The organism is Paludibacterium purpuratum, from assembly GCF_004363805.1.
GTDB lineage: Bacteria > Pseudomonadota > Gammaproteobacteria > Burkholderiales > Chromobacteriaceae > Paludibacterium > Paludibacterium purpuratum.
In genome coordinates, this window is sequence record NZ_SNZP01000006.1 from 191,290 (window position 1) to 214,718 (window position 23,429).

21 protein-coding genes are annotated in these 23,429 nt (G+C 51.5%); 11 read left to right on the forward strand and 10 right to left on the reverse strand.

The genetic code is table 11. The features are described from left to right. Positions 1-16 precede the first annotated feature (16 nt). The 8 genes from DFP86_RS09150 to DFP86_RS09185 all read left to right on the forward strand — a co-directional run bounded on the left by DFP86_RS09150 (position 17) and on the right by DFP86_RS09185 (position 9,160). Positions 17-976 (forward strand): LysR family transcriptional regulator, encoded by a 960-nt coding sequence (locus DFP86_RS09150; RefSeq protein WP_133680387.1) that lies wholly within the window; start codon positions 17-19, stop codon positions 974-976. Positions 977-1,086: 110 nt separating this feature from the next. Then, complete coding sequence (locus DFP86_RS09155) at positions 1,087-2,808, forward strand: IlvD/Edd family dehydratase (RefSeq protein WP_133680389.1); 1,722 nt, start codon at positions 1,087-1,089, stop codon at positions 2,806-2,808. Positions 2,809-2,826: 18 nt separating this feature from the next. Next, positions 2,827-3,591, forward strand: a complete 765-nt coding sequence (locus DFP86_RS09160; RefSeq protein ID WP_133680391.1) for an SDR family NAD(P)-dependent oxidoreductase — start codon at positions 2,827-2,829, stop codon at positions 3,589-3,591. After that, entirely contained in the window at positions 3,575-4,492 is a 918-nt protein-coding gene (locus DFP86_RS09165) for an SMP-30/gluconolactonase/LRE family protein (protein WP_208108279.1), read from the forward strand. Before DFP86_RS09160 ends, DFP86_RS09165 begins: the two co-directional genes overlap by 17 nt. Then, complete coding sequence (locus DFP86_RS09170) at positions 4,482-5,369, forward strand: aldose epimerase family protein (protein ID WP_133680393.1); 888 nt, start codon at positions 4,482-4,484, stop codon at positions 5,367-5,369. The genes DFP86_RS09165 and DFP86_RS09170 overlap by 11 nt, the downstream gene beginning before the upstream one ends. A 276-nt stretch (positions 5,370-5,645) precedes the next feature. After that, the gene (locus DFP86_RS09175; protein ID WP_133680395.1) at positions 5,646-5,981 is read left to right on the forward strand and encodes a helix-turn-helix domain-containing protein; all 336 of its coding nucleotides are present in this window, start codon (positions 5,646-5,648) and stop codon (positions 5,979-5,981) included. 2 nt (positions 5,982-5,983) lie between these two features. After that, positions 5,984-7,222, forward strand: coding sequence for a type II toxin-antitoxin system HipA family toxin (locus tag DFP86_RS09180; protein WP_133680397.1), 1,239 nt, complete (start codon positions 5,984-5,986; stop codon positions 7,220-7,222). Positions 7,223-7,393: 171 nt separating this feature from the next. Beyond that, entirely contained in the window at positions 7,394-9,160 is a 1,767-nt protein-coding gene (locus DFP86_RS09185; RefSeq protein ID WP_166642212.1) for a B12-binding domain-containing radical SAM protein, read from the forward strand. Here the strand turns inward: DFP86_RS09185 and DFP86_RS09190 are convergent. Continuing rightward, entirely contained in the window at positions 9,057-9,836 is a 780-nt protein-coding gene (locus DFP86_RS09190) for a fatty acid desaturase (RefSeq protein ID WP_166642213.1), read from the reverse strand. The genes DFP86_RS09185 and DFP86_RS09190 overlap by 104 nt on opposite strands. 729 nt (positions 9,837-10,565) lie before the next feature. Between DFP86_RS09190 and DFP86_RS09195 the strand changes: the two genes are divergently transcribed. The 3 genes from DFP86_RS09195 (at position 10,566) to DFP86_RS09205 (ending at position 14,875) form a co-directional block, all read left to right on the forward strand. After that, positions 10,566-11,534, forward strand: a complete 969-nt coding sequence (locus DFP86_RS09195; RefSeq protein WP_133680403.1) for a hypothetical protein — start codon at positions 10,566-10,568, stop codon at positions 11,532-11,534. A gap of 142 nt (positions 11,535-11,676) precedes the next feature. Next, positions 11,677-13,773 (forward strand): peptidase domain-containing ABC transporter, encoded by a 2,097-nt coding sequence (locus tag DFP86_RS09200; RefSeq protein ID WP_133680405.1) that lies wholly within the window; start codon positions 11,677-11,679, stop codon positions 13,771-13,773. Further along, complete coding sequence (locus tag DFP86_RS09205; RefSeq protein WP_133680407.1) at positions 13,739-14,875, forward strand: hypothetical protein; 1,137 nt, start codon at positions 13,739-13,741, stop codon at positions 14,873-14,875. The genes DFP86_RS09200 and DFP86_RS09205 overlap by 35 nt, the downstream gene beginning before the upstream one ends. Before the next feature lie 177 nt (positions 14,876-15,052). Here DFP86_RS09205 and fdxA read toward each other — a convergent pair whose 3' ends face one another. Genes fdxA through DFP86_RS09250 form a run of 9 tightly spaced genes read right to left on the reverse strand, consistent with a single transcriptional unit; the run spans position 15,053 to position 23,425 of the window. After that, positions 15,053-15,376, reverse strand: coding sequence for a ferredoxin FdxA (gene fdxA / locus DFP86_RS09210; protein ID WP_133680409.1), 324 nt, complete (start codon positions 15,374-15,376; stop codon positions 15,053-15,055). Then, complete coding sequence (locus DFP86_RS09215; RefSeq protein WP_133680411.1) at positions 15,357-16,154, reverse strand: inositol monophosphatase family protein; 798 nt, start codon at positions 16,152-16,154, stop codon at positions 15,357-15,359. Before DFP86_RS09215 ends, fdxA begins: the two co-directional genes overlap by 20 nt. Beyond that, on the reverse strand, positions 16,151-17,800 hold the full coding sequence (locus DFP86_RS09220) for a carbamoyltransferase C-terminal domain-containing protein (protein WP_133680413.1): 1,650 nt from the start codon (positions 17,798-17,800) through the stop codon (positions 16,151-16,153). Before DFP86_RS09220 ends, DFP86_RS09215 begins: the two co-directional genes overlap by 4 nt. After that, entirely contained in the window at positions 17,800-18,858 is a 1,059-nt protein-coding gene (locus DFP86_RS09225) for a hypothetical protein (protein WP_133680415.1), read from the reverse strand. The genes DFP86_RS09220 and DFP86_RS09225 overlap by 1 nt, the downstream gene beginning before the upstream one ends. Further along, positions 18,842-19,495 (reverse strand): hypothetical protein, encoded by a 654-nt coding sequence (locus DFP86_RS09230; RefSeq protein WP_166642214.1) that lies wholly within the window; start codon positions 19,493-19,495, stop codon positions 18,842-18,844. Before DFP86_RS09230 ends, DFP86_RS09225 begins: the two co-directional genes overlap by 17 nt. After that, positions 19,464-21,344, reverse strand: coding sequence for a B12-binding domain-containing radical SAM protein (locus DFP86_RS09235; RefSeq protein ID WP_133680419.1), 1,881 nt, complete (start codon positions 21,342-21,344; stop codon positions 19,464-19,466). The genes DFP86_RS09230 and DFP86_RS09235 overlap by 32 nt, the downstream gene beginning before the upstream one ends. After that, positions 21,341-22,234, reverse strand: a complete 894-nt coding sequence (locus DFP86_RS09240; RefSeq protein ID WP_133680421.1) for a hypothetical protein — start codon at positions 22,232-22,234, stop codon at positions 21,341-21,343. The genes DFP86_RS09235 and DFP86_RS09240 overlap by 4 nt, the downstream gene beginning before the upstream one ends. Next, entirely contained in the window at positions 22,231-23,067 is an 837-nt protein-coding gene (locus DFP86_RS09245; RefSeq protein ID WP_133680423.1) for a carbohydrate kinase family protein, read from the reverse strand. Before DFP86_RS09245 ends, DFP86_RS09240 begins: the two co-directional genes overlap by 4 nt. Continuing rightward, positions 23,054-23,425, reverse strand: a complete 372-nt coding sequence (locus DFP86_RS09250) for a RidA family protein (protein WP_166642215.1) — start codon at positions 23,423-23,425, stop codon at positions 23,054-23,056. The genes DFP86_RS09245 and DFP86_RS09250 overlap by 14 nt, the downstream gene beginning before the upstream one ends. Positions 23,426-23,429: the final 4 nt, after the last annotated feature.

Below are 23,429 nucleotides of genomic sequence, written 5' to 3' on the forward strand. Positions count from 1 at the left end.
TCACAGGAGCGGGAAGATGGCAGGCAGCTATTCCAATTGGTTTATCCGAGCCCGACTGAAAACGCGCCAATTGCTGCTATTGGTGGCACTGGACGAGGAGCGCAATATCCATCGCACCGCCGAGGCCTTGCTGATGACCCAGCCGGCGGCCTCAAAGCTACTGAAAGAACTGGAGGATGCGCTGGGCGTCGCCCTGTTCGAACGCTTGCCGCGCGGCATGAGACCCACCTGGTACGGCGAAATCATGATCCGGCACGCGCGCATGGTGCTGTCGAACCTAAACCAGGCCCAGGAAGAGATCGGCGCGCTCAAGTCGGGCCGCATGGGCCAGGTACGGCTCGGCGCCATCACCGACCCGGGCGCCCAATTGGTGCCGCGCACGATCGCCCGCGTCAAACAGCAGTACCCGCTACTGGACATTCACGTCGCGGTCGACACCAGCGACATGCTGCTGCCGCGGCTATTGACCGGCAAGCTCGACATCGTCATCGGCCGCCTGCTGCAGCAACACGACAAGACCAATCTGATCTATGAACGCATCGCCGAGGAGCCGATCGCCATCGCCTGCCGTCCCGAACACCCGCTACTCGGCGTGCCCCGCCTGAGCCTGCGCGACGTGGCCGCCATGGGTTGGATCCTGCCGCCAGCGGGCAGCGTGTTGCGCCATCGCGTCGACATGGCCTTCCGTCAGCAAAACCTCGAGCCGCCGATGAACGTGGTGGAAACCGCCGCGCAACTGATGACCACGGCACTCCTGGAGTCCACCGACATGTTGGCGGCGATCGCCCAGCGCCTTGCCGACCATTACGGCCGCTACGGCATGCTGAAGATCCTGCCGTTGGCTTTGCCCAGCAAAATGGACGAGTTCGGCTTCATCACCCGGCGCGACCAGCGCCTGTCGCCCGGCGCCGACATCGTACTGACAGCGCTCAAGGAGGTCGCCGCCGAGATCTATCCCGCCGCCCCGGCCAATTGATATGTTTTTTAATATCTATTGAGCCGATTTATTCATTGGAACAACATCGCAAGCCCTGATTAAGATGCAGCCCATCATGCACAAACGCGTGCGAACCCAAGGAACGCATCATGACCACAACAAAAAAGCCGTTACGCAGTCAGGGCTGGTTCGGCAAGCAGGACCGGGATGGATTCATGCATCGCAGTTGGCTGAAAAACCAGGGTTACCCCGACGATCTGTTCGATGGCCGCCCGGTGATCGGCATCTGCAATACCTGGTCGGAATTGACGCCATGCAACGGCCACTTCCGCGAACTGGCGGAATTCGTCAAACGCGGCGTCTACGAAGCGGGGGGCTTTCCGCTGGAGTTCCCGGTCATGTCGCTGGGCGAAACCCAACTGCGCCCCACCGCCATGCTATTCCGCAACCTGGCCAGTATGGATGTGGAGGAGTCCATCCGCGGCAACCCCATCGACGGCGTGGTGCTGCTGATGGGCTGCGACAAGACCACCCCGGCGCTGATGATGGGCGCCGCCAGCTGCGACCTGCCCACCATCGGTTTGTCCGGCGGTCCGATGCTCAACGGCAAGTTCCGCGGCCAGGATGTCGGCTCCGGCACTGGCGTGTGGATGATGTCGGAAATGGTGCGCGGCGGCCAGATGACCATGGAGGAGTTCGTTGCTTCCGAGTCGTGCATGCAGCGATCCAAGGGCAGTTGCATGACCATGGGCACTGCCTCGACCATGGCCAGCATGGTCGAGGCGCTGGGCATGTCGCTGCCGGGCAACGCCGCCATTCCTGCGGTGGATGCGCAACGCAACCGTCTGGCGCAACTCACGGGCCGCCGCATTGTCGAGATGGTGCGCGAGGACTTGATCATGTCGAAAATCCTCACCCGCCAGGCATTCGAGAACGCCATCCGCATCAACGCCGCCATCGGCGGCAGTACCAACGCGGTCATCCATCTGCTGGCGCTGGCCGGCCGTATCGGCGTGCCGCTCACGCTGGAGGACTGGGACGCGCTCGGGCACGAGATGCCGTGCCTGGTGAACCTGCAGCCCTCGGGCAAATACTTGATGGAAGACTTCTACTACGCCGGCGGCCTGCCGGCGGTCATCCGAGAAGTCACCCCCCGGCTCAACGCCGACACGCGGACGGTCAACGGCCGTACCCTGGTCGCCAACTGCGCCGAGGCGCCCTGCTACAACCGCGACGTCATCCACCCGCTGCAAGAGCCGTTCAAACCCGATGCCGGCATCGCCGTGCTCAAGGGCAACCTGGCGCCGGACGGCGCGGTGATCAAACCCTCCGCCGCCACGCCGGCCCTGATGCGCCACACCGGCCGCGCGGTGGTGTTCGAGGACATCGACGACTATCACGCCCGCATCGACGATCCAGAACTGGATGTCGACGAACACTGCGTGCTGGTGTTGAAAAACTGCGGGCCGCAAGGCTATCCCGGCATGGCCGAGGTGGGCAACATGCAACTGCCGCCCAAGGTGCTGCAAAAGGGCATCACCGACATGGTGCGCCTGTCCGACGCGCGGATGAGCGGCACCGCCTACGGCACCGTGGTGCTGCACACCTCGCCCGAGGCCGCCGTCGGCGGCCCGCTGGCGCTGGTGCGGAACGGCGATCTGATCGAACTGGACGTACCGGCACGCAAGCTGCATCTGCACGTCGACGAGGCCGAACTCGCTCGGCGGCGACAACAATGGGTGGCGCCGGCCAAGCCCGAACGCGGCTGGTATCGCCTCTACGTCAATCACGTGCAACAAGCCCATTTGGGCGCGGATCTCGATTTCCTAGTGGGCGGCAGCGGCGCCCCAGTACCGCGCGAATCCCACTGACACGAGCAAAGGTTTGGCATGACACACTACGCTAGCTATCCCAGTCTGGCCGGCAAAACGGTCTTCATCAGCGGCGGCAGCTCCGGCATCGGCGCCGACCTCGTGCGGGCCTTCGCCCGACAGGGTGCGCGCGTGGCCTTCACCGGCCGCGACGCCGCCGCGGCCGACAAGGTCGTCGCCGCTGCCGACGCCGTCGGGCCGAGACCGCTGTTCCTGGCCTGCGACATGACCGATGTCGAGCAGATCCGCCAGGCGTTTCAGCAGGCGCGCGCCGCGCTGGGACCGATCCAGGCGCTGATCAACAACGCCGCCAACGACGACCGCCACCGGCTGCAAGACGTCACCCTGGACTATTTCGAGCAGATGAGCGCCATCAACCTGCGCGCCCATTTCTTCGCGACCCAGTGCGCGGCGGCGGACATGACCGCGGCCGGCGCCGGCGTCATCGTCAATCTCAGTTCTATCAGCTGGAAGATCAAAGGCGCCGGCTATCCGGTATACGAAACCTGCAAGTCGGCCATGATCGGCCTGACTCGCGCGTTGGCGCGCGACCTGGGCAAACAGGGCGTGCGCGTCAACACCCTGACGCCGGGCTGGGTCATGACGGACAAGCAATTGCGGCTTTGGGTCGACGCCAATGGCGAGAGGATGCTGGACGACAACCAATGTCTGCCTGGCCGCTTGCAAGGCGAGGACATCGCCAACATGGCGCTTTTCTTGACCGCCGACGATAGCCGCATGATCACGGCACAGGAATTCGTCGTCGATGCCGGCTGGACCTGACGGCATGGGCGCGCTGACCCGCGACGGCGCCGGAGCGCGCCTGCTGCTTGACGTCCAAGCCACGCTGGGCGAGGGGCCGCTATGGTCGGAACGCGATAGCCGGCTGTACTTCGTCGACATCCGCGCGGCCACGCTCCATGCGCTATCGCTCGACAGCGGCGCGCTCGATAGCTGGACGCTACCGACGCAGATCGGCTGGGCGATCGAACGCGCCGCCGGCGGTCTGGTGGTCGGTCTGCAAGACAGCATCGCCCTACTGCAACTCGATCCTTGGCGCCTGCAACGACTGGTCGATCCGCATCCGCATGACCCGGCCATGCGCCTGAACGACGCCAAGGCCGGCCCTGGCGGACAGATCTTCGCGGGCTCGATGAACGACAGCGACACCGACCGTTCCGACGGTTGTCTGTACCGACTCGACGCCGACGGCGTGCTACACACCGTCGACCGCGGATATCGCATCTGCAACGGCCCGGCGATCAGCCTCGACCAGCGCACGCTGTACCACAGCGACACCGCCCGCCGCGTCATCTATGCCTATCCGTTGGCAGCCGACGGCACGCTGGGGCCGCGGCGCGTCTGGAAGCGCTTCAGCAAGCCGGAGGGGTTTCCCGACGGCATGACCGTGGATGCCGAAGGCGCACTATGGGTCGCCCACTGGGGCGCCGGCTGTATCTCGCGCTTCGCCGACGATGGCCGCTTGCTGCGCCGCGTCGCCTTGCCGGTATCGCAACCGACAAGCCTGACCTTTGCCGGCCCGCGACTCGATCGGCTGATCGTCACCAGCGCGCGTGACGGCTTGAGTGCCGAGCAGTTGGCACGCGAGCCGCTGGCTGGCGGCTTGTTCGAACTGGACAACGAAGGGGTGCGCGGCATGCCGGCATGGCAATATGGCGGCTGAGCCACTGCTGACGCTGCGCCACGGCGCGCTGCGGCTGGAACTGGCGCCAAACATCGGCGGCAGCATCGCTCGCTGTTACAGCCAGCAAGGCGACCAGCGGCGGCATTGGCTACGGCCAGCGAGCGCCGAGGCGTTGCGTCAAAGCGCGGTGGAGGGCATGGCCTGTTTTCCGCTGCTGCCGCATTGCGGCCGCGTGCGTCACGGCCGCTATCCCGATGCCGACGGCCAATGGCGCACCTTGCCGGACGGCGCGCGCCATAGCCTGCATGGCATCGGCTGGCGCCTGCCCTGGCAGGCCGAGCAGCTCGGCGAGCACGCCGCCATCCTGTCGTTGACGGTCGACAGCGGCCAGTGGCCGTTTCCCTTCCTGGCCGAGCAGGCGATCACCCTCGACGAGGCCGGCTTTAGCCACACGTTGCGGCTGACCCTGCGCGGAGACAACCCGCTGTCCCACCCCTGCGGGCTCGGCTTGCACCCATACTTTCCACGCTCGCCCGACTGCCGCATCCGCCTCCACGCCGCCGGGCTCTGGCAGGTGGACGAGGCCATTCTGCCGCTACGGCCGGTACCGGCATCCGCCTTGCGACGCCAACTGCAATTTGGCTGGTCGCCGGACCGGCGCGTGCTCGACAGCACCTTTTACGGCTGGCAGCGCCATGCGGACATCGATTGGGGCAGCCACGCGCTACGGCTGCAGGCCGATAGCCGCTTCGTAGCGCTCTATACCCCGGCGGGACAGGATTTTTTCTGTCTGGAGCCCTGCACCCACGTGCCGGACTTCGCCAACCACGCCGCCACAGCGCCAGCCCTGCGCGGCGGCCACTGGCTCAGGCCTGGCGACACGTTGACGCTGAGCTGCCGCTATCGGCTGCTGTAATAGCCCTGCATTTTCGGCACCGGCCGGCAGGATCGATCCGCAACGGGAAATGCGTCGTCCTCTTCTGCCCATTCCGATAAATTGTTCATTATATTGATATTTACAGGCAATAAAATTTAGTATATTGATATCAAGCATCAAAGTACCCCCATCGTCATTACCCTTCGCGAAGCCACAAGCCCCCCCAACCAGGGCATCACCGCCATCCTTTCTTGTTATCACGAAAAATATGCAATATAGTGAACGTTAACAGGACTAACTATCAGCAAATTGATCATGCTTAAGAAAAATATCGCCGTCACAGTTATCCCGGAGGCAAAACAAGCACTGGAGGCGCTGGGTGAACGACTGCGAGCAAGCAGAATCGGCCAGAACCTGACGATTGCCCAGATGGCTGAAAAAATGCTGTGTGCGATCAATACCTATCGCGATTTGGAAGCTGGAAAACCAACGGCCAGCCTGGGTAACTTCGCGAATGCGCTCTGGCTCCTTGGGCAACTGGAAACGCTGAAAGAGGTTGCGCCGGTTTCTGCCACATTGGCCGCTGGCCGCCGGGCCAAACGCGTACGATCCGGGAACATAACCCTATCAAGTACGGACCTGGACTTCTAACAATGGAACGCACAATCTACACAGGTATGCTGCTTCCAGGACGGCGCAAGGCGGTGCCGGCCGCCATAGCGAAACTTCAGCAGCGCGGCGTACTGGAAGAGGGAATATTTGCTTACGGTCGGCAGTATCTGGCATTGGATGACGCCATTGCGCTCAACCCCGCCTATCTGCCGCTCGTGCCCGATATTTTGCCGCTGCCTGCCGCTCGTAGCCGTGACGGCGGCGCACTGAATCTAACGTTGAAAGATGCCCTGCCAGACGCCTGGGGCCGGCTAGTCATTCAAGCACGAAACGGCTGGCAGGCGATCAGCGATGTGGATGTTCTGCTGCAGACCAATGCCGACCGTGTCGGTGCCATGGTCTTTGCCTCGCAGCAGGAAGAAATTCTCGAACTCGATCTCGCGTTGCAACCGTTCAGCCTCGAAGAACTGGCACATGCCGCTCATGCGCTTGAATTCAATATGGAGGCGCCACCGGCATTGCGGCGACTGCTAGGCCAGGGAGGAAGTCTTGGCGGCGCCCGTCCGAAGGCGTCGATAGTGCGAAACGATGAACTTTGGATAGCCAAATTCCCGGCAAAAGACGATGAGATCGATGTCCAACTGATCGAGGCGTGCACGTTGTCGCTGGCTGCGAAGTGTGGGATCCGGGTTCCGCACTTCGAAGTGGCGCGCATTGGAAAAATTCACGCCCTACTGCTACGACGCTTCGACCGCCCAGGCAAGATCGGGGATGGCGCCCGGATACACTACCTCTCCGCGGCGGCATTTACCGATAGTCCTTACCACTCCAATGCAGGCAGTTATATGAAACTTGCACACCAATTGCGGCGATATGGCAGCAAGGTCGTCGCGGATCTGGAACAAGTGTTCCGGCGTATGGTGTTCAATATGGCCATCGACAATAGCGACGATCACGTCAAAAACCACGGTGTGCTACACACCGGGGAGAATCGTTATGCCTTGTCTCCCGCGTTCGACCTGGTTCCACAACTGACTAATCTTGGCTATATGGGCATGGCCATCATAGGCGAGCAACTGGATGCCCATCTGGATATCGCGCGCGAACAAGCCCCCCACTTTGGGCTTAACTCGTCCAAGGCCGAGCAGATCATCGGCGAGGTTGCGGCAGGTGTCCGTCGCTGGAAACCCTTGTTCGAGTCGCTGGGAGCGGACGCGGCTTCGATCAAACGCGTCGATGCTTGTTTTCGACGACAAGCGGAGATTATCGGTCTGCCCTGAAAGGGGTTAATCACTCGCGTCGCCAATGCCACCCCCGGTCACTGCCGTGGCTCCGTCCGTCATCCGTTCCGCTTAATTCTTAGGTACTGGCCATAAGGACGGTTTTCCCTCTCCCCGCCGCTGGCCTAGCGTTAATTTGGATGCCTGCAACCCCGGAGGATGGCGTTGGATATGGATACCCAGGGAAGTGCCCGCAAACCCGAGCGAGCGACGATAGTTGCCGGCGGCGGCAAGCAGGGGCGAAGCGTCGGCGTGCCGCTCGCCACAACGGTGAAACACCAAGCGCTCAGCGGGATCGGTAGCCGACCGGTGCGTCTGCTGCTGGTACTCCCCCGTTTCCCCGAAGGCTTCTGGACGTTCGATTGGGTGTTCAAGCATGTCATCACCGGCCGCGCGGCGGTCAATCCGCCGCTAGGCCTAGCCACGCTTGCCGCGCTCACGCCCAGCGACTGGCAGGTGACCTTGGTCGACGAGAACATCGAGTCGATCGATTTCGATGCCGACGTCGACCTGGTCGCGGTGGGCGGCATGTCGGTTCAATCCGGTAGGCAGATCGAAATATTGAATGCGTTCCGGCAGCGAGGTCGGTATGTGGTGGCGGGCGGAAGCTACGCCACGCTGTGCCCCGAACGATACGGTCCGCACGCGGACACCCTGGTTCTGGGCGAGGCGGAGCAGGTCTGGCCCACGTTCTGCCAGGACTTCGCCGCGCAACGCCCGCTGTCGGTCTACGTCGAAACCGGCGACGTTCCCCTCGCCGGCTCCCCCTGCCCTCGCCATGAACTGATCAAGTGGGATCGCTATCTCGCCGGAGCCATCCAGTACTCGCGTGGCTGTCCCTTCCTATGCGAATTTTGCGACATCATCGTGATGTTCAGCCGCAAGCCAAGACAAAAAGACCTACAGCAAATCGAAGCCGAACTGGATGCCATGCGCTTGCGCGGCGTGCACAACGTCGTGTTCGTCGACGACAATCTATTCGGACACCCGGCGGCATGCCGAGCGCTGTTGGCTTTTCTGGTCGAATACCAGCAGCGTCATCGCTACCCTTTCGTGTTCGGCGGCGAAATCACCATCAATGTGGCGAGCCACCCGGATGTTCTCACGCTGCTGCGCCTGGCCAACTTCGCCTGGCTGTTCATCGGTATCGAAACCCCCAATGCACAATCGCTGGCAGAGACCCGCAAGACCCAGAATCTCAAGGGCGACATGCTGACCGCCATCCGGGCCATCTACGCCCATGGCATAGACGTTTTCGGGGGCTTCATCGTCGGCTTCGACGCGGACGATCTGTCCATATTCGACATTCAACGCGACTTCATCGTCGACGCCGGCATCGTCCTCGCCATGGTCGGCATGCTGATGGCACCGCCGCGCACGCCGCTCTACCAACGTCTCGCCAAGGAAGGACGTTTGGTCTCGGACGATGTACAAAGCGCCCTCATCAATGCGGGCATGTCCACCAACATCATTCCGCTGCAAATGACCCGGGCAGAGCTCCAGCACGGCACGGCCGCGCTGCATCGCGAACTGCTCGACGACCGCAACATCCACCGGCGGTTGGCGAACAAGCTGCGCTATCTGGAATCTCCGCCGAACTACCATTTCCCGCCCAGGGAGTGGGGATCGATCTTCTTCGGGCTCCTACGCCATGGCATCGCGCGCGGCGGGCCGCGCCGCTGCGGATATTTCCTGGCGTCCTTGGCGCTTGCGCTCGCTAAGCCGCGTCAATTCAGTCGCCGCCTGCGCACGATCGTCGCCAACTGGAGCTACGCGCTGGCGCTACGCGACTACGTCGACCGCACGCTGGCCGAGAGCCATGAGGAGGCCGGGGTCACGACGGCGGCCTCTCTTTCCAGCCGACCCGGCAGCCCAACTTCGCCAGTGCCGGGGCCTGCGCCAGGTAGACTTGCCGATAGCGAAACCATGGCACCTTAGGCCAGAGATGATGGATCAGATGGTAGTTCTGGTTCAGATGCAGCACGGCCAGCCACCGACCGCCATAAGCGCGCGCGCAGTACAGGCGGGCCGAGCTGTCGTGCGGCGCATGCGGCAGATAGTCGAAGGTATAGACCAGCCAATGTAGCGTCAGGATCAACGGCAGCACCCACACAACGAGTAGTCCGTGCAGCCAGCCGCCGTGAATCGCGCCGGCGAGAATACCCAGGTACGCCGCATCGCACAGGACAACCTCCACGCACTCCATCCGGCTGCGCCACAATTTCTGTCTAAAGAAGCTGTAATGGTAGCTACCGTACAGCAAGACCCCGCCCAACCAAGGCGCGGCCCATGCCGGCAACGCCGCGAGGATGGCGTCCGGGTCCGCTCCCGCGCAGTTGGTATGCGCGTGATGTCGCAAATGGATGCGCAGGAAGAAGGGATAGGTAAAGGTCAGCAGAAATCCGATCGCGGTTGCCATGAGGCGGCTCGCCAGACGATTGACGTGCGCGACACCGTGAACGGCATCGTGCAACACGGTAAAACCCAGGTACAAACCCAGCGCATCGATTAGCAGAACGGCCGCGTCAGGCCAGTGCCAACGTAAATACCCCGTCACGCCGGCCGCCCCCACACCCAGCGCCAGGGTAAATAGCAAAACAGTCGGATTGCCCATCCCTTTCGCTTCATGCGCGCCACGCGTCAAGTACGAAGGTATAGGCGCAGATGGAACATCGGTCGAGAAGTCGGCAATATTCACGGCATGCATTCGCTCCGATGGAAAGTACAAACAGCGACAGCCCGGTGGGGAATGGTAGGAAATCCCTATAAAAATAATGATATACCAAATGCTTACATTTTTTGGTTAACACAACAGTCGAAGCCCGCTGAAGTGGCTGTATGTAGCCCGCCGTTACAAAACCGCGGCGCTAAATGCTGCTGCCATGGCCTCCAGCAGCTTGCGGCCTTACGCCGTTTTCGACATCCCCCCTCACAGACCGTCGACTCGCCACGAGCCACCTTATCTGAGTCATTAACGCAGCCCTAAAAGCTCGTCCTACCGCCCCCACTTCGCTCAGCGGGCGATTCGCGGGAAAAGTCGGCTTAGACAACAACAACGGCAATAACCACTAATAAGTACAACCGCATATTGAATTCGATCGACATACCACATATGATTGACAATTTAAATATGCCGTTGTAATATGAAACAGCCATTTCGGCAAACCATAAAAGGAATCATGATGAACGTTAATAACGAAGATTTTCTGGAAATTGATGATGTGATCGAACTGGCAGCAGAAGATCTGGAGATGATTTACGGCGGTACGAATCGTTCCAAGCAGTAAATTGCCCATTTGATAGAGGCATTGCTCGGAGTTCCGAGCAATGCTTTTCAAAAAAAATGAATATTGAAAAAATAAAAGAATCAGCCATCGATCTCAAGAAAGATGGCCATGTTTTCCTCATAAACTCAGTCGCTGAGGGTTATGCCAATTCCAAATCGGATATCGATTTGTTAGTGGTGCAATTTGAAAACAAAGCAGAGAATGAGGCATGGAAGCAGTTAAATTTCAATGGAATCAGAGCAGATGTTTGCTTTATCGGAAAAGAATTACTAGAAAAACGAATAGACAGCATATTTTCTGCAAAATTAAACGATGATCTCATTAAATTTGGCCATAAGATAAAAACAGCAATTCCCTTGTATGGCGACAGTTTGACAGAAATAATCGACTGGGTTGACTTTGATAAAAGAGTCAGTGAATTTTATATTTGGAACATAGCTAATCATCTAGAAGACATTGATGGTCTCTGCGCCGAGGAAGATTATGATTCTGCTATATTGACTGCAAGTTCACTGCTGGATGATGCATTTAGTGGATACATGGCCAGCCTTGGCGGCACGCAAACTAGAGCCAAGTGGAAATTAAAGCAAGCAAGAAAATTCATTAAGAATGTAAATGTATTAAATCAATATACCACTGAGGCATTAAGAGAAATATCTTACGAAAACAAAAAATGGCAGCTCGACAAATTAATAGATAAAGCACGGTATTTCTGGAGACTGACCTACCTTCCTGAACTTGGAGAAAATTTTCCTGATAACAAAAGAATGTATGTCATTTCAAAAAAAGCAAGTATCAGCTTCATATCCGGCACACTTTATTTAAACAACCCCGCACCTTTTGCATCAGTAAACAAAGATTTTTCTCTCATCTTGCATGCACTCGAGCTTGTGGACGATGCGATGTGCATGCATGAGTATCTTGCCGAGAAAAATATTAACATTTCAGAAGAAAAAGCTAATAAACATACAAAATTTATTTTCGAGCGAAAGTTGGTAAGTAAAAAATATGAAATTCAGGCATGAGGCATTAGTAGGATACCGCGAACGGCATATTGGAAAACCTCTCTGCTCAGGTTCCATATCCACCAACAGGATCATGATACTTAGCACGGCCACTGCGCTGTTGCTTATCTGGCTTCTCTATCTAGTATTAGGTTAACCCACTGTGCACAACAAAACCCCACTAATATTGCAATCGGAAGCAACCGAGTGCGGTTTAGCTTGCTTGCTGATGATTGCTGCTCACTATGGTCGGAATCATACGCTGTCAAATGCAAGAAAGATGTATGAGATTTCAATGAGAGGTGCCTCACTAACCCAACTCATCGAAATTGCAAATGATCTGGATTTAACTAGCAGAGCCGTCCGAGTAAATTTAGAAAAAATAAACCATATAAAACTTCCGGCTGTCCTTCATTGGAATCTTGATCATTACGTCGTTTTGACAAAAGTAGAAAACAAAAAGTACACCATTCACAATCCCGCCTTCGGCAAAGAGCAACTAGACGAAGAAGAGTTTTCACGATCCTTTACTGGGATTGCATTAGAGTGCACGCCATCCAATCAATTTGAAGCCAAAGATTTCCCAAAGCTATCTATTTTCAAATTACTGAAATTGGATAATTCAAATGTTGCCGATTTGTGCAAAATCATTTTTTTGGCAGCTTTTCTAGAAATTACAATGCTAGCAATGCCTCAAGGTATAAAAAAAATCATTGATGCTAGCATCAATTATTCACCAAGCGCTAGTATTGAATTGATCGCAAGTGTGATGATGGGCTTGGTTATAGCACAAGTGGTTTTTTTAGGTTCAAGGCAATTTATTGTAAACAAGCTCAATACAAACATGAGCTTGACGCTGATGTCTAATCTGCAATCCCATCTTCTTCGACTTCCAATGTCGTATTTCGATTCACGCCAGATTGGTGATGTCGCATCCCGACTTAACTCTCTTGATGTCATACAAAAAACATTGTCGCTACATTTAGTTGAAATATTGATTGACTCCATCATGTCAATTACATCGCTCATAGTTCTTATGTACATACAAGCTCAGTTTGCAGCTTTTTGTTTCTTTTGCATTTTATCCAATTTCATATTCCGGTACATCAATGGGCCAAAGCTTCTTGAATTTACCGAAGAATATGTAGCAAGAACAGCGAAGCAGCAGAGCCATTTCCTAGAAACAGTCAGGGGCATACAGGCAGTAAAGTTATTCAACAAACAGGGCTTCAGATTAAGCTTGTGGTATAACAGAGCCACTGAATCGTTTAATGCACTGTATAAAAAAAATCAGCTGCAAAACAATATAACCATGTTCGCCACTTTTGCTAATGGGATCTGTATCACTTTCATTATTTATATTGGCGGGACATTAATTGTAACAAAACAAATATCAGTCGGGATGCTTTTTGTCTGCCTCACTTATGCACAACTGCTGTGCGCCAGGTCATCCTCTATAAGCGACCGTCTAATCGAACTAATCTTACTAAAAGTTCACAAGGATAGAGTTGCCGATATTTTGCTAACAGATATAGAGGACAATTCTCTAAAAAGCGATTTTCCAGTTGCAACTGGTAAAAATATCGGAATTGAGATTAAAGATCTTTGGTTTAGATACAGCGAGAAGGATAAATTTATTATCAGCGGACTTAACTTGACAATCAGACCAGGCGAGTCCGTGGCAATTGTCGGCGAAACGGGGTGTGGCAAATCCACATTGGCAAAACTACTATGCGGAATTTTGAAACCAACCAAGGGCCAAATCTCGCTAGGAAACATAAATTTCGAGCGACTCCCCCTGAACAACTTAAGGCAACTTGTGGGTACCGTGATGCAACACGACCACTTATTCTTAGGATCAATCAGGGACAACATAACTTTTTTCAATGCCGATTGTGACGAAGATTTTGTACTGGAGTGCTGCAAAGCAGCTTCTATCGATCGCTTTGTCGACTCGCTGCCCATGAAATTTGACTCAACAATAAGCGAAGGTGCCACATCAATATCAGGCGGGCAAAAGCAGCGATTCCTACTTGCCAGAGCCTTATATCATAAGCCAAAAATTCTAATTTTAGACGAGGCCACCAGTCATCTGGATATAGCCATAGAAGAAAAGGTAAATTTGGCCATTAAAAAGATGAACACCACAAGAATTATTATTGCGCATCGTCAGGAAACGATAGATTCGGCAGATAGAGTGTACGAATTTAACAATGGGGCCCTACATGAAAGAATCAAAGAAAACGCTGTATCCGATTGAATATGAATATCTTAATAAAAACTTAGCACTCCTGATCAACATACCTTCGGACTATTTGGACACAGATGGGGTTCCAATACTGGAGGGCGGTTCATTATACGTTAAAAATGGCAAATATAGAATATTGTATGAAAAATGCAAATATAGTGATGAACGGCTCGGAATGGAAATCAATTTGGATTCATTAAGGAGCATCATAAAATCCAAACCTGAAATATTAAATATTTTTTCCACCGTTAAGAACACACTTGGGCTTTCCTCAAAGCTTACCTATGCGGAATATTACATATTAAATTTTGCGCTGGTATCGGCACCGACATATTTTTTCTTCAAAAGCGGTCTAATAAATAAAGGCATAGACAGTTTTGAAATTGACAAGCGCTATTCCGCTGCATTCAAGTACTCAAGAGGAATCATGCACTTACTTGGTCACATGCTCAACAACGGCATCGATTTTACTGAACATGTCGACCAAGAGTTTATGATTCAGTACATAAAGGATAACAAGCTGTTAATTGGAAAGAGTGAGGCATGCCCTGCCCCATATATACTCATTGATAATCTATTCTCCTCGACTTTGAAGGAAGAAAACCAGGAGCACCTCCCAGATGAGGCATTAGGGCATGAGGACTTCCGGTTGTTCAGCACTTTATCCATTGTATTGCAATATCTTCTTTTTGTATATGAAACAACAAGATGTCACTTCCTACTCAAGGCGATGATTCTATGTGACAAAACCGAAAGAAATCACTACAAGCCAAGCAGCAAGTTTACAACTGCTTTTAGTGTAAAAGCCTATAATATAAGCAGACTCCGTAAACCATTACATTCCGATTTCGCGAAAACATTTTTAATTATCATTGGCAAATTAAAAACCACGGCTTTTGATATAGATTCATTCATAAAATTTATTGACGACACACTCTCTCAACCTGTCAACTCTCTTGCCAATCTACAGAACGATTATGTCGCTTTGAGACATTTTTTAATTGGAAAGATCAATGCTGTAACAGACATAATGAATAAAATCGTCAATTTTGAAGGCGACAATCTTTCAGAAAAGGATATGAAGGATTTTTTTGGTAATTCGATTTTAGACTGAAGATCAACGTAGCGGCACCGCTTGCAGATGAGAGAGCCTGTTTTTCAGGCTCTTTGCAGAACCTGAAGATCCAGAAACCTATCCACCAATGTTTGGAGTATGGCGGAGTCAAACCAGCGCACCAGCACCAATGTCTTCTCGCGCAACTCAGTGCCGCATGCAGGCAAAGTGGATGGCTCAGAACTCGATAAGATGTGCTTTATCGGCATACCCCGCCCATTTTTCCGCATCGAGCATCGCCGGTTTCATCGAGTCGATTACCGGCCAAATACCTGCATACTTTCTATTAAATTCCAACATGTGCTGTTCTTGTTCCTGCAAAAGCTTTTCCGGCACAATGGCTTGCGTAGGACATTCTGGGATACAAATTCCGCAATTAACGCACTCCAATGGGTCAATCACCAGCATATTGGGGCCCTCATGAAAGCAATTAACCGGGCACACATCCACACAAGTGGTGTATTTGCAATTAATGCACCCCTCAAGCACTACATGGGTCATTTCTTATCTCATCATAAATATTGGTTACTAAACAGACCATATCTGCAGTGCCGCATACAAACCAATGCTGCCGATTAAGTTCTGACAGATGGAATAACCCAGACTGGTTATGAGTTAATCCAACCTCATCAAGAAAGAGCGATCCTGCACAGAAGTCCCATGCCTTAAGGAACTCGAATGAACCAGACAGCACACCTTCTGCCACGAAGGCCAAGTCGAGGCATGGCGACGCCAAACGGCGAAAATCATCGATCTTCGGCAAAACACGCCGCATCACTTCGATTTGAAGTGCATGCAAACGTTTGTCATGGGCGAAACCAGTCGCCATAATAATTTTACTGGGGTTCTTTCGGATGGTTACCCGCTGGCCATTTTTTACCAATCCGCCTCCACGAGTAGCGGAAAATATGTCACCTGTCGGGATGTTAAGAACGGCCGCAGCCTCGACACGGTTATCGAGGATAAGACTAACCGACGTACTGAAGTACTGAAGCCCATGAACGGCATTCACTGTTCCATCTAATGGATCGACTAGCCAAAAATCGCGAATGTCTTCCATCTCGGCACTCTGCACACCGTCGATCGTTTCCTCGCTGATGTACGGGATAGGACGAATAGCAGGCAAAGCCTGTTTCAGGAATTCATCAATGGCGAGATCCAAATTTGAAACAAGTTCACTCGACTCTTTCTCCGCCATCACCACCGGAGAAAGAATATCTAAACCTATTCGTTCGATTCCTCGCAACGCATCGGAAATTAGAATATTAACATCCGTCATTGCCACTCACTCTCTCTGGTGTAAAGAGCATCACCATCCCAAATTTTCCCGACTCTGCCCCAATTCATGCAGTCTGTAATTTTCCCAAAAAAACCTGTACCATTATCATTGGCACTTGTATTACACAGTATTGGGTAGCCGGTATGTTTTTCAAACTCGGTAAGAAGCTGAAATAATTTCGGTTCAAATTGCTCGTTGACAGATTGAACTCGAGCGGTTCCATCAACATGGCAAGCCTCCGCAAGCAATTCGCCGTATTCACTGCGGACATCCATTTCAAACAGCATATATTCACTTAAGGTCGGCCCATCAAAGTACTTGAAGACAGCCTCCTCCCGGCACATCGGAGAAATTGGCCGATAGCTTTCACGCTTTTTTATCAGATTCAATCTATCCTTCATACCTTTTACAAAAGGACTCGCAAGGATACTTCGATGGCCAAGCGCTCTCGGACCAATCTCAGCGCGTCCTGTCAGACATACAACAATCTCTCCCGATGCGAGGAGCATGGCGAGCTCCGCGACAGAACACGGCTGCTTTTTCCAGCCCGCAGGCACTTCCTCAGGGAGAATAATCTCCGGGCCAGAGAAGACGCTCCAAGCGACTGCGCTGAAATCTCCTCGAGCCGCTTTGGCCGTGAGACAGGCACCAATCGCGTTTCCTGCATCGTTTGGAACGGGAGGCACCCAGACAGTGCCAACGCCAGGAACCTTGCAGAGCTCGGTATTCCACTTAATATTCAGAGCACAGCCACCGGCCAGGAGCAACACGGCATCTTGTTCTGCCTGAGAAGAAAAATACTCTTCGACAGAACGGCATAGCTTTTTCCCTAAGAACTCATGCCAACTCGCCAATGCATCTTGATCGATAAGGGGCAGCTGAACGGCCTGCTGAATCAGAAGCTTAATGCGCTGCCTACTTTCAAACTCCGTATGAATCGCTTCTTTGAATATTGATTCATAAATTTCCTCGTACTGCTGGACGGCAGGCTTGGAAACTTTTCCTAGCGCCGTGTATGCCATCAGCTTTCCGGGAATGGAAAGCGTCGCCGGCCACTCCAATCCGCCATCGAATGGCCAGAAATGCTGTGCGAATTCGTGATACGCATCCCCCAACAGTAAAAATAGAAAACATTCAAATTCTATCGATTTTTTTACCGGGTCAACCTTGTACATTGCCGGCATCATTGCGCCATCCCATACAAGCACATGCACAGTTCGGTCAGGCTGCGCTTTTGCGTGAGGGCTTAAAAAATAGGCAACGGATACATGATTTATATAATGTGCGTAACTTTCGAACGGATATTCTTTAATTTTCCCATTCACAGGGTCAAATGGATCCAGTGTATTCGGAAAATGATTAATGTAAGAGTTAATATCAAATTCAATTGGTTCGCCAAACAGTGCTTGCTTACGATGCTGTTTGCGCCAGCCATCGATAGACAGCACATCCACGTCACCTATATCAACAGCCTCCTGCCGCAAGACTCGGAACATGAGCTCCAAATCGGGAATATTAGCATATCTGCGATTCCCATCAACTTTTTCGGCTTCCCAGCAGAAATCCAGCTTTCCATTACGAACGAGTGCGACCGAGCCATCGTGTGTTAATTTTAAACCCAAGAAATTATTAGCATTATTTGTCATCACAACCTCACGAAGTCGGTCATTTTATCAAACTCCAAGCCTAGTTCTTCCATTAGTCGATGGTACTCCGACTTGATTCTCAATGGGAAGTCGATATAAAAACCATTCGTATGCAGAGAAAAATTTAGAAGTTTTTTATATTCAGACGAAATGAATGTACTATAGGTCCTCATATCCTGTCCGAGCGCCTCATAGTAGTCATCCTTCATCCCATAAGTTCCTACAGGATGAGCAAAATCCTTCAGAACAGCATATAGATCCTCTGACTGGATACTACATGCCTCTGTGCGTTTTCCAGAATAATCGCAGACAAACACCTTTGATATCTTTACTGGATTGCGCTCCATCAAAAATATTTCTTCCGGTTTTATGGAAAATTGATCTCGGACGAAGAAGGGCTTGGCGGCTCCACTATCGATAATTTCGTCATAGATGCCCCCTTTCCGTACACGTATGACAGTATCCACGCCTATTCCAAAATTTCCATCCAGGAAAACATGGGTATTTGCCAGGAAGCGAGCGCCTGAGTCACAAAGATGTTTTAGAAGGAAGGATTTTCCACCACTCCCTTTCCCGATGAGTAATACACCACTGCCATTTTGCAGCTTGGCAAGCGCGCCCTTTATGTGTATCAAATTGTGAGCTATGGCATATATTGAGCACAAAAATTTTGTGACGTAAGTCCAAATGAATGACGGAGGGAAGTCACCACAATACAAGAATTCTTTAAACTTGGAGTCAACCAGACGAATCACAGGCGGACCAAAATGCAATGAAAGATAAAATCCCTCGCGTAGTCGTTTATCGCGGAATGTTTCCCCTGAAAGCGACTCTAACCTTCGGACAGTCTCCTCGCTGAGCGCTGAGCGTCTTATCAGATACACCTCATAATCCACTTCACTGGCATGCGAATCAGAAACGTGCTCACAGCGGCAGAAAAAATCTAACGAGCAAGCGTATTCCTGCGTATACCAAACCCGCACTTTCATCGGGCCAAGCGTGATAATCGCCGAGCATAGTTGGACCTCGGCCACCAGCGATTTAAGCTCTCCAGCCAAGGGCCACCTCAATTTTTTCTGTGATATCTTCAATCATGTCACCAACCCGCATTTCGCCACCTTCTTGTATTTCAGAAGTGACCGCCCATCCATATCGGGTACGAACCTCTCCCGTATCACAATTATAGATTTGCAAATACTCACGATCGGCCGGCCCTTGTATCATGAGAGAAACAGAGGGGAATACGGTAGCTTCTGTCGAATGTATGAAACTTGACGGCAATATATAGGCACTATTTTTCGTATATTTGTGCATGAAAACTGGAGGCAATTCCATCTTTTTTATTTCACCATCAGCACTGGACTCAATATTGCCATACAATTTATGCACATACTCCCCACTCAGCAATCTCGAGTAAAAAGGCGCACGATGATTGTGAAACTCTTTTACTTCAGTTTCGAAAAGATGAAGACGAACTTTTGCTCCATTGGGCGCCTTTAACAACACAAGTTTAGTAAATAAATTAAACCGCTCGCATTGGGAACGCAGCGCTTCTTGCTCAACAAGATTACGCAGGAAAACTTTCAGCAGGGCACCATCTTCAGCAACCAATCGATCAGCAATTTCTTCGCATATATTGTATGCCCCATGCAGATCATTCCAGTCAATGCGGGACAATAGCGTGGAAATTTCCACTTGCTGCTTGTTTAATGCCAACAAATCGCACGTTTGATTCATATCTATCTTTCGCCGACGGAGACTGAAAATTTTCAATAACAAATTCATGGTCCTGGAAGGGTGCAAACACGGGGAATGAATCTGTCTCTACATCTTTTAATTGCCGCTGATTAACAATAGTCTTGAAACAACGGGATGCCAGAAGTAATTCATCAAGCCTATATGAGATCTTGGCCCGAACACTGGATTCGAAATCTAGATATGCACTCACATCCAGAGTCGTCGTTTCCGCGAGCCAACGCAGGCACTCATCAAAATAGTGATAATATAATTGCCGCTCAGAATGATGCAGGAAAGTCATGATTTCATGATAGAGTCGATATTCCAGGCAATCTCCATAGATATCGAAAAATATTTTGGACTCTCTGCGATACTCTTCTTGCGCAGCCACATACTCTTCAAGGCTATTATCCTGCAGGTTTACATGGAATTTTCTAAACGCTTCTTCAAAGACTTGTACACGTCCATCTAGAAATTTATATCGCCACCTTTCACCAAGTGCAGGAGGCGGCGTATCGGACGATTTGGCCAGACGGTTGTATGCCTCCGTACCATAATAAACATTCATCTTATTTTGAAGATGCTGGACCTTGGCAAAACCGGATTGACGTAACCAGGCATAATTCTGCCTCAGCTCTTCAAAGGTCATTTCCGGGTCAAACATAATATACCCAAAATTAATACTGTCCTTCGGAAAAGCCGCTAGCTCAAGCTCATTGATTGCCTGCTCGTTTTCAGCAACTGTGATCTCCTTCTGCCACCTATCCAATATGGCCTGCACACCGGATTCAATTCCGATAAAGATATGGGAAAGGCCGACCGCTTGCAGTTTTCTAATGAGATCATGTTTTACTGTATTCGCTCGTACTTCCGCGTAAAATTTTACGTCAATTTTCTCGCGATCGAGCACGCCGATAAAATCATCCAACCAGCGCAGTCCTTTGTTCGAAGGCATAATGAATAAATCATCGACAAAGGAAAAACGGCGTACTCCATAATTTTCAATGAGCGACTTCATTTCATTGACAATATCGAGCGGACTCCGCCGAACGACATTATGATCGCCATAGATTTGATGGATGGAGCAAAACGTACATGATGCGAAGCAGCCGCGAGAGGTCATCATGTATGCAGACGGAAAAACGTCTTGATTATTTTTTACCTTGAACTCGAAATCGCTGCGGAATGGCGTCGGCAAATTATCGATATTTGCAAGGCGTTTGCGGGATGGGTTACGTATGATCTTGCCATTAGAGCGAAAAGTCACTCCCTGAATGCTGCTTACGCCTTGCTCATAAAGTATTTTATAGGCGAGTTCGGTGATGAGGTACTCTCCCTCTCCACGGCATGCAGTGTCCAGATATTCGCAATCGGCAAGTACCAGCTCGTCAGCGCTGCTGGCTATCATGCCGCCAATGGCAATATGAATATCTGGCCGATTTTGCTTAATCAGCTTTGCAATATTTTTGGCATGCCGATAGGAGCGCTCAGACTTGCAAGAAATACCGACAAGTGCAATATCTTCAATCGATAGGGCTCTTTCGACGACTTTCTCATCGGAAAGCACCTCCATCTCGGCGTTGATACATTCAAATTCGAAACCAGCCTTTTTGAGCGCCCCCGACAAATACGCCAACGCTAGGCTTTCTGTGAATTTTGTTCTGTTTTTAACCGCAGCCTCCCACAGAAAAGGCTGTATCAAAACAACGACTGATTTCCGCTGTTCGGTGTTATACCAAATTTTATCTTCTGGTTCGGCTGCTACTCGTGCCGCGGAAAAAGGCCGTAGTGGCTGAATTGACATCATACTAGGCAGTCCTCAATAACCGGCTTAGCGTTAGCGAAATGTGTACTAGCGAATCGTGCAGCAATGGCGATCTTGTGCATTCTTGACATTGGCCCAAGCAGACGCTCAACATCGGAAATAAGTTTTAACCAGTTGATCTTTCCATCCTCAAGCGCTGAAAATAAATTCTGTATATGACAAACATCATCTAGCGCCAAACTTTCCAAAATTTCTCTTTTTGCATCTTTGTACGCTAAAGAATGCTTTGGACTATCATAAAATACAGTGCGGAGCGCCCATTTGATATCAAAACGACCAGCACTGTTTAATGAAAGTATTTTCCGCCTAACATTTGATGGAAAAAAAATCCCCATCTCACGAATAAAGTCTAGAGACTCATCTGGGATATGAATAAAAGTAAGTACCGACTCCTGCACTCGCGAAAGAGAATGTCGCAGATCTCCTGGTTGACGGGTGGTCGGACTGCTTGTGCCTTTTCGTTTCGATAACAGTGTCGGCAAACCACCACGCTTATCGCTATCGGCGCCATTGCAAATCATGAGCGCATAAAATGCTGGCAACCCGTCCAAAAGCAAATCCATTGCATCGATTCGCTCTCTAGTCGCAACATTTAGCTGATATTTCCAGCACTCGCGGATCGTATATCGATTGTATTGAATTCGATCTCCCCAAATACAACGATAGCCATCGCGCTCAAGTGCAGCTAGCACATCGAATGCATGCCCAGTAATTAAACTATCTGGACGAAATATTACGGGGACAAAGCTCTTAAGGGTGCTGAGGTCTGTTATCTCCAATTCAGCAATATCGTCGACGACATCGCGAAAATAGGGATCCGTGCTGAATATTTCCAACTTTCGGGGATGATTAGTCAGAGAATCCAGAGTCACTGCCTTGCCCCATGGATAGATAAAGTTCTTGAACAGTAATTGATTGCCGATTTGACAGCATATTCTATTGCTTGCCCTTGCTGCATTGCCGCAACAAATGCACCGGAAAACGCATCTCCGGCACCAATAGTGTCGACAATCTCAGGGATTGAAGGGGCTTCAAAAAATGCTTCACCTTCAGAGTTCAAGACCCTGACCCCCTGGCTACCGCACGTCACAATTACCTGGCTATCTTTAGGTACACTCGATATACCAGACACATTGAATTCTGCGATATTGGCAATGACGTATTTAGGCCACTTTGAAGGTGGGAGCAATGAAATGATGCGAGCACTGAATGAGTTTAGGCACAATACAGCACGAGAAAGATCCAGCCTATCGATTAACCAGAGCATCAAATCGGTTGGCAAGTCGAATATAACCGACATGTCGGCCCCATCTTTCCAGCTGCTCCTCACATGCTCAATAAAATTTTCGCTTCTTGATATCTCATTAGAGAAAAGCAATAAATTCCGCTTATCTGCATAGGCGATTATGTCTACCCGGCCAGTTGGCAGTATCGGGTCCACAGCAACCCGTTCGGTATTAATACGGGTTTTAGTAAGAGATTGCAGTAGAGCAACGCCGGCATCATCTTGGCCAACCATCGATATTAAGCTGACGCTTTCATGGCCATTTTCCACAATGGCCTTTGCCACGTTGGCCCCGTGTCCGCCATGACATACCTCACGCTTCACTACGCGTGTTGCCTCCTCAACCCCAAATCGATCTTCAACATACAAGATGTTATCCAGATTTAATGAGCCATATACATCGATCCTAGCGCCGAACATATGCCACGCCTTCTATCTCGACATGATGTCCTTCAACAGCCAGTGCACTGACTTCTACTAATGTGCTCGCCGGCCGATGCTGATCAAAGTAGCGATTTCTTACGGTATTGAATGCTTCGAAATCGGCCATAGACCTAAGGAATATCGTCACCTTGACCAGATCCGAGATAGTGCCGCCACACGCCTCGAGGATAGCCTTAAGATTTTCAAAGACGGCCACTGCTTGCTCACCAATATTCGATCCAATCGTATTGCCATCACTATCTACGGCTACCTGACCTGAAATGAATATAAATGTGCCATCGGAAAGCGGTACCGTTTGATAAGGAGAGTAATGTCCAATCGGCTTGCTATGCATGCTA

What these genes read in the sequence shown, in the direction of transcription:
- DFP86_RS09150 (WP_133680387.1), top strand. Translation starts at nt 17, where the DNA reads ATGGCAGGCAGCTATTCCAATTGGTTTATCCGAGCCCGACTGAAAACG.
- DFP86_RS09155 (WP_133680389.1), top strand. Translation starts at nt 1,087, where the DNA reads ATGACCACAACAAAAAAGCCGTTACGCAGTCAGGGCTGGTTCGGCAAG.
- DFP86_RS09160 (WP_133680391.1), top strand. Translation starts at nt 2,827, where the DNA reads ATGACACACTACGCTAGCTATCCCAGTCTGGCCGGCAAAACGGTCTTC.
- DFP86_RS09165 (WP_208108279.1), top strand. Translation starts at nt 3,575, where the DNA reads ATGCCGGCTGGACCTGACGGCATGGGCGCGCTGACCCGCGACGGCGCC.
- DFP86_RS09170 (WP_133680393.1), top strand. Translation starts at nt 4,482, where the DNA reads ATGGCGGCTGAGCCACTGCTGACGCTGCGCCACGGCGCGCTGCGGCTG.
- DFP86_RS09175 (WP_133680395.1), top strand. Translation starts at nt 5,646, where the DNA reads ATGCTTAAGAAAAATATCGCCGTCACAGTTATCCCGGAGGCAAAACAA.
- DFP86_RS09180 (WP_133680397.1), top strand. Translation starts at nt 5,984, where the DNA reads ATGGAACGCACAATCTACACAGGTATGCTGCTTCCAGGACGGCGCAAG.
- DFP86_RS09185 (WP_166642212.1), top strand. Translation starts at nt 7,394, where the DNA reads ATGGATACCCAGGGAAGTGCCCGCAAACCCGAGCGAGCGACGATAGTT.
- DFP86_RS09190 (WP_166642213.1), bottom strand. Translation starts at nt 9,836, where the DNA reads ATGGGCAATCCGACTGTTTTGCTATTTACCCTGGCGCTGGGTGTGGGG.
- DFP86_RS09195 (WP_133680403.1), top strand. Translation starts at nt 10,566, where the DNA reads ATGAATATTGAAAAAATAAAAGAATCAGCCATCGATCTCAAGAAAGAT.
- DFP86_RS09205 (WP_133680407.1), top strand. Translation starts at nt 13,739, where the DNA reads ATGAAAGAATCAAAGAAAACGCTGTATCCGATTGAATATGAATATCTT.
- fdxA (WP_133680409.1), bottom strand. Translation starts at nt 15,376, where the DNA reads ATGACCCATGTAGTGCTTGAGGGGTGCATTAATTGCAAATACACCACT.
- DFP86_RS09215 (WP_133680411.1), bottom strand. Translation starts at nt 16,154, where the DNA reads ATGACGGATGTTAATATTCTAATTTCCGATGCGTTGCGAGGAATCGAA.
- DFP86_RS09220 (WP_133680413.1), bottom strand. Translation starts at nt 17,800, where the DNA reads ATGACAAATAATGCTAATAATTTCTTGGGTTTAAAATTAACACACGAT.
- DFP86_RS09235 (WP_133680419.1), bottom strand. Translation starts at nt 21,344, where the DNA reads ATGATGTCAATTCAGCCACTACGGCCTTTTTCCGCGGCACGAGTAGCA.
- DFP86_RS09245 (WP_133680423.1), bottom strand. Translation starts at nt 23,067, where the DNA reads ATGTTCGGCGCTAGGATCGATGTATATGGCTCATTAAATCTGGATAAC.
- DFP86_RS09250 (WP_166642215.1), bottom strand. Translation starts at nt 23,425, where the DNA reads ATGCATAGCAAGCCGATTGGACATTACTCTCCTTATCAAACGGTACCG.